This is a genomic window from Rhodococcus sp. (in: high G+C Gram-positive bacteria) (assembly GCF_049591685.1).
Lineage (GTDB): Bacteria > Actinomycetota > Actinomycetes > Mycobacteriales > Mycobacteriaceae > Rhodococcoides.
Genome location: NZ_JBAWFH010000583.1, coordinates 1 through 5,045 on the forward strand (window position 1 = coordinate 1; position 5,045 = coordinate 5,045).

The 5,045-nt window shown below is 65.7% G+C and carries 4 protein-coding genes; 2 read left to right on the plus strand and 2 right to left on the minus strand.

What is annotated here, in order from left to right; genetic code table 11:
• Positions 1–55: 55 nt before the first annotated feature.
• Complete coding sequence (locus WBQ44_RS23995; protein ID WP_495569155.1) at positions 56–1,318, plus strand: YibE/F family protein; 1,263 nt, start codon at positions 56–58, stop codon at positions 1,316–1,318.
• A gap of 72 nt (positions 1,319–1,390) precedes the next feature.
• Here the strand turns inward: WBQ44_RS23995 and ald are convergent, their stop codons facing one another.
• On the minus strand, positions 1,391–2,446 hold the full coding sequence (ald, locus tag WBQ44_RS24000; protein ID WP_495569156.1) for an alanine dehydrogenase: 1,056 nt from the start codon (positions 2,444–2,446) through the stop codon (positions 1,391–1,393).
• 102 nt (positions 2,447–2,548) lie between these two features.
• Here ald and WBQ44_RS24005 point away from each other — a divergent pair, with 102 nt between their 5' ends.
• Positions 2,549–3,070, plus strand: a complete 522-nt coding sequence (locus WBQ44_RS24005; RefSeq protein ID WP_495569157.1) for an Lrp/AsnC family transcriptional regulator — start codon at positions 2,549–2,551, stop codon at positions 3,068–3,070.
• Between the two features lie 7 nt (positions 3,071–3,077).
• Here the strand turns inward: WBQ44_RS24005 and WBQ44_RS24010 are convergent, their stop codons facing one another.
• Positions 3,078–4,772: a DUF7159 family protein gene (locus WBQ44_RS24010; protein ID WP_495569158.1), complete on the minus strand. Its 1,695-nt coding sequence runs from the start codon at positions 4,770–4,772 to the stop codon at positions 3,078–3,080.
• Between the last annotated feature and the right edge of the window lie 273 nt (positions 4,773–5,045).

Below are 5,045 nucleotides of genomic sequence, written 5' to 3' on the forward strand. Positions count from 1 at the left end.
CTGCTCCCCGCCACCGAGCTCCATCTCCACGCCGCTGTGTGGCTAACCTTGCACCGTGGACTCACACGGTCATGGACACGGACACAGCAACCTGCCCGCGCCGGTCGGCCCGATAGCAGCGCGCATCGTCGTCGGACTGCTGGTCGTCATCGGAATTGCCGTGATCGCAGGAGCCGTCGCGCTCTGGCCGGACAAACAGAACATCGACATTCCGCTTCCGTTCCAGACATCCGGGGGCGGCGCCGTCGACTCCGAGGCAGGCACCGTCGTGTCCCAGGACATCGGCGCGTGCGGCAGCGGTTCGGCTGGACGCGTCTTCACCGGCGAACCCACTCCGGCCGTGGGCGGTGGTTACGAATGTCAGCGCAGCATCGTCACCATCGAATCGGGACCCAACGCGGGAACCCGAACACTGCTCGAAATCGTCGCCGGCCCAGGGCAACCCGATATCCGCACGGGCGAGAGCATCCGGCTTGTCCGCCAAACCGATGCGAACGGCACCACTCAGTACTCGTTCAACGACTTCGCGCGCGGTCTGCCGCTCGGCATCATCGTCGGAGTGTTCGCTCTCATCATCTGTATCGTCGCTCGGTGGCGCGGTTTTCGAGCACTGGTCGGACTGGTCATCGCGTTCGCGGTGCTCGTCGTGTTCATGCTTCCGGCGCTGCTGGACGGTGCCCCGGCCATCCCGGTAGCGCTCGTCGCCGGAGCCATCATCCTCTACACCGTGCTGTATCTGGCGCACGGCGTGAACCTGCGGACAAGCTCCGCCCTGCTCGGCACGCTCACATCAATGGTCGTCGCAGCGGCTTTGTCCTACATCGCAATTCGCATGACGCACCTCACCGGCCTGTCCGAGGAACAGAACACCGACGTGCAGGCCTACATCCAACAGGTCAGCATCACCGGCCTCCTCCTGGCCGGGTTCATCATCGGCTCCCTCGGCGTGCTCAACGACGTCACCATCACTCAGGCGTCCGCGGCGTTCGAGATCGCGTCGCTCGACGCCACCGCGTCGCGACGCCAGATCTTCACCTCGGCCATGCGCGTCGGCCGCGACCACATCGCCAGTACCGTCTACACCCTCGTGCTCGCGTACGCCGGCGGCGCGCTGCCCCTGCTGCTGTTGTTCAGCGTCGCCAACAGATCGATCCAGGATGTTCTGACGGGTGACGCCGTGGCGATCGAGATCGTCCGTTCCTCCGTCGGCGGTATCGCGTTGGCCCTGTCGGTGCCGTTGACGACGGGGATCGCAGCGATGCTCGCCCGCCCGGGCGGCGTCGATGCGCCGAAGAAGTCCGGTCGGCACTCGCGTTAGGGCGGCTGCGCCACCGGTGTGCGAAAAACGTTGTTCCAACGACATTTTTGGCACACGGGCGCCGAAGGCGCACTACAACAGCTCGCCCGCGTGCGTGCTCAGTCCGTTCCTCAAGCCCGCGTCGGCTTCGCATGCAGCCTCCCAGCCCTTGTCGGCGAGGGCGAGAACGTAGGGAAGCGTCGCGTTGGTCAGGGCGTAGGTGGAGGTGCGCGGCACGGCTCCTGGCATGTTCGCGACGCAGTAGAACACCGATTCGTGCACGCGATAGGTGGGCTCGGCGTGTGTTGTCGGCACGGAGTCCTCGAAGCAACCGCCCTGATCGATGGCGATGTCGACGAGCACCGATCCCGGCTTCATTCGCTGAACGAGGCTGTTGGAGATCAACATCGGGGCTTTCGCTCCGGGGACGAGGACAGCTCCGATGACCATGTCGGCGGCGAGAACTGCCTGTTCGAGCTCGAGCGCGTTGGACACGAGGGTTTTGACGCTGCCCTTGTATTGGTCATCGATGGCTCGAAGCGCTTTGACGTTCAGATCGAGAACGGTGACGTCGGCGTGCATTCCGTGCGCGATGGCGACGGCATTGCGGCCCGCGACGCCAGCACCGATGACAACGACGTTGGCCGGGCGCACGCCGGGCACACCGCCCATCAGCACTCCGCGCCCGCCGCCGCTCGCCATCATGTGGTACGCCCCGACCTGGGGTGCGAGCCGTCCGGCGACCTCACTCATCGGAGCGAGCAACGGCAACGATCCGTCGGGGGCGGTGACGGTTTCGTACGCGATCGAGGTGGTCCCCGATCGGAGAAGGGCGTCGGTGCAATCCCTCGACGCCGCGAGGTGGAGGTAGGTGAACAGCACCTGATCGCGGCGCAGTCGGGAGTACTCCTCCGCGATCGGTTCCTTCACCTTCAGGAGCAGGTTGGCGGCTTCCCAGACGTGGTCGGCCGAGGTGAAGATCTGCGCGCCTGCCGCTTTGAAGTCGCGGTCGGTGAACGACGATCCGGCGCCGGCTTCGGTTTCGATGATGACTTCGTGTCCGCGCGAGACCAGTTCGTGTACGCCCGCCGGTGTGATGGCGACGCGATACTCGTGGTTCTTGATCTCGCGGGGGATTCCGATCTTCACAGCAGCCTCCAAAGCCGTAGTTTGTTCGAGCGATGAGGCAACTATGAAATATTCTCTGGTCTGTCTACAACAGATGTGAACATAATTCTGTAGAGTCCCAATATGGCATCTGAAAGTTCGGACTCGGGCCCCAGGAGACCCGCTGCGTCGAACGATGTTCAGCGGCCTCGACTCGACGAGATCGACCACATCTTGATCGACGCGCTGCGGCGGGACGCACGCATGCCCAACAACGCGCTTGCAGCCGCGGCAGGCATCGCACCGTCCACCGCTCTCGGCCGGGTGCGGTCGCTCGTCGAACGCGGCGTCATTCGCGGCTTCCACGCCGAAATCGATCCGGAGGCCCTCGGCCAGGGCATCCAGGCCATGATCTCCGTCCGGCTACAGGCCGATGCACGCAAACGGATCAGTGAGTTCGGCAAGCAGATCGCCTCGCTCGAGGAGGTGCTGAACATCTACTTCATCGCAGGATCCGACGACTTCCTGATTCAGGTCGCCACCGTCGACACCGGGGCACTGCGACACTTCGTCGTCGACAACCTCAGTGCACACCCAGCCGTCGCCGCGACCGAGACCATCCTGATCTTCGAACACGTCCGGCCCCGCAACGGCAACGCGGGCTGACGCCGCCTTAAGGTGCAGGCGGCGGGAACAACGGCGGAATCGTCGGCAGCGTGAAGTTCGGCAGCCCAGGAATCAGTGGCGGCGGTTCCGGTGCAGGCGGTACGACGGGTACCGGCGCGGGCGCTGGAGCAGGCGCCTCCTGGGTAACGGGGTCACGTGTCACCGACGGCGGTGTGTACTGCGGAACCGCCTCCTGCTGCGTCGCGACCTCGGGTTCCGGCAGGGCGGTGGGAGCGGGAGGTGGCGGTAGAACAGGCGGCAGCGACGCACTGGGGCTGGCCACCGGCGAAGTCGTCGGTGCGACGCTGGCTGCGGGCGCGTCGTTGACTGCCGTGTCGACGGCGGGCGGTGGGGTGCTGGGCCGAGTCAGCAGGAAAGCCGACATCGCGACAATCGCTGCGGCAGCGACGCCCGCGATCGACCACGACCGTACGAGTCGTCGCTTGCGCTCGGAATCGTCTTCGCCGTCGTCGTCCTCGTAATCGGCGTCTAGCCAGTACACGTTCTTCAATGCGCCCTGACGGTGAGGCACCGCGAGAGCCTGCTCGTCCTTCGACTCCGGCGGGGTGAGGCCGGGATCCGAGGTCGGTGCGGGCGGCTCCAGCAGCGCAATACCGCTGGGCGCCGGAGCAACCGGTGCGTCGACCGTCGCGGCAGCCGGTGCGCTGGCCGGCGTCGAAGACTGTACAACCACGGAAGCGGGGAGCTCTTTGCGAGCAATCGAGATGGTGGGCGATGCCTCGGAAGGCCTCGGCGAACGTGCCGCGGCCGCACCGACGAGTGGCCGCACTGCGGGGGCACTCTTGCCCTGCGCAGCTTCTCCGCCTGCGGGTCGCGCCGACAGCGCAGCACCACGGGCGGCAACGGACTCGGGTTCGTTCGGCGTCAGCGCCGGCAGGCCGAGCGACGGTCCGACGGATTTGCGGACCAGCGGGATGCGGGAGCCGCCGCCGATGAGTACGACTGCCTCGATCGGTACGTTGGCGCCGATCATCACGTCGCGGGCGAACTCGATCGACCGGTCGACCTCGTCGGAGATCAGCGTTTCGTAGCTGTCGCGGGAAAGCAGGATCATGCCGCTGTCGTCGGGCAGGCACACGGCATCATTGCCCGACAGGCGTTCCTTCGCGACGCGGCAGCGGCGCGTGAACAGCTCGATGTCCGGTGCGTTGCTGGGCTTGCCCAGGCGGTCGAGCTGGTTGTCGCGAAGGATGCGGTCGAACAGATCGCCGCTGAACTCCGCGCTGCGTTGCGTGACGATGATGCGGCGCGACACCAGGTCCACGACGCTGACGTTGAGGCCCGAGCTACCGAGGTCGTAGAGCGCAACCGTCGAGTAGCCGGCCGACTCGCCGCTGGCCACGAGGTATTCGACGACCGCCTCGACCTCGTGCACGAGGTGGTAGTTCTGCAGATGTTGATGTTCGAGCGCTCGATGCAAAGTGTTGGCCTGATGCGCATCGCGGTAGGCGACGCCGGTGGCCATCGACGGTTCCGATTCGGCGGCCATTTCGCTGATGGATTCGGCGGCGAGGTATTCGACGTCGCCGTCGACGGTGTCGATGACCCTGTTCTTGAAGAAGAGCTGCTGCGGCGCCTCGAGCAGACGGGCAGGCATGTGTGGCGCGACGGCTGTGCCACCGCGCGGTAGTGCGAGACGCACGGCGTGGGCGCCCATGGACACCCCCAGCAACACGGTCATGGCCTCGCCCTCACTTCGACATTCTCGGTGGTCGGTGCGTTGTTGTCACCCGTCCGCAAAGCCACGCTACCGGTTGTGGAAGCGGAACGTCTCGCTGCCCTTCGCTGCACAGACGTCAATTCCCGACGTCGGGCCCGGTTTCGAAGCCCGAATCGAGGCCGTCGAAGGGCTGCTCCACTGATTCCCGAGCAGCGGTCGGTACGGATTCGTTGTTTTCGATCACAGTGGGCTCCCGAAGAAAGCCTTCCTGCGCGGGGTCGGGAAGCACAGGAG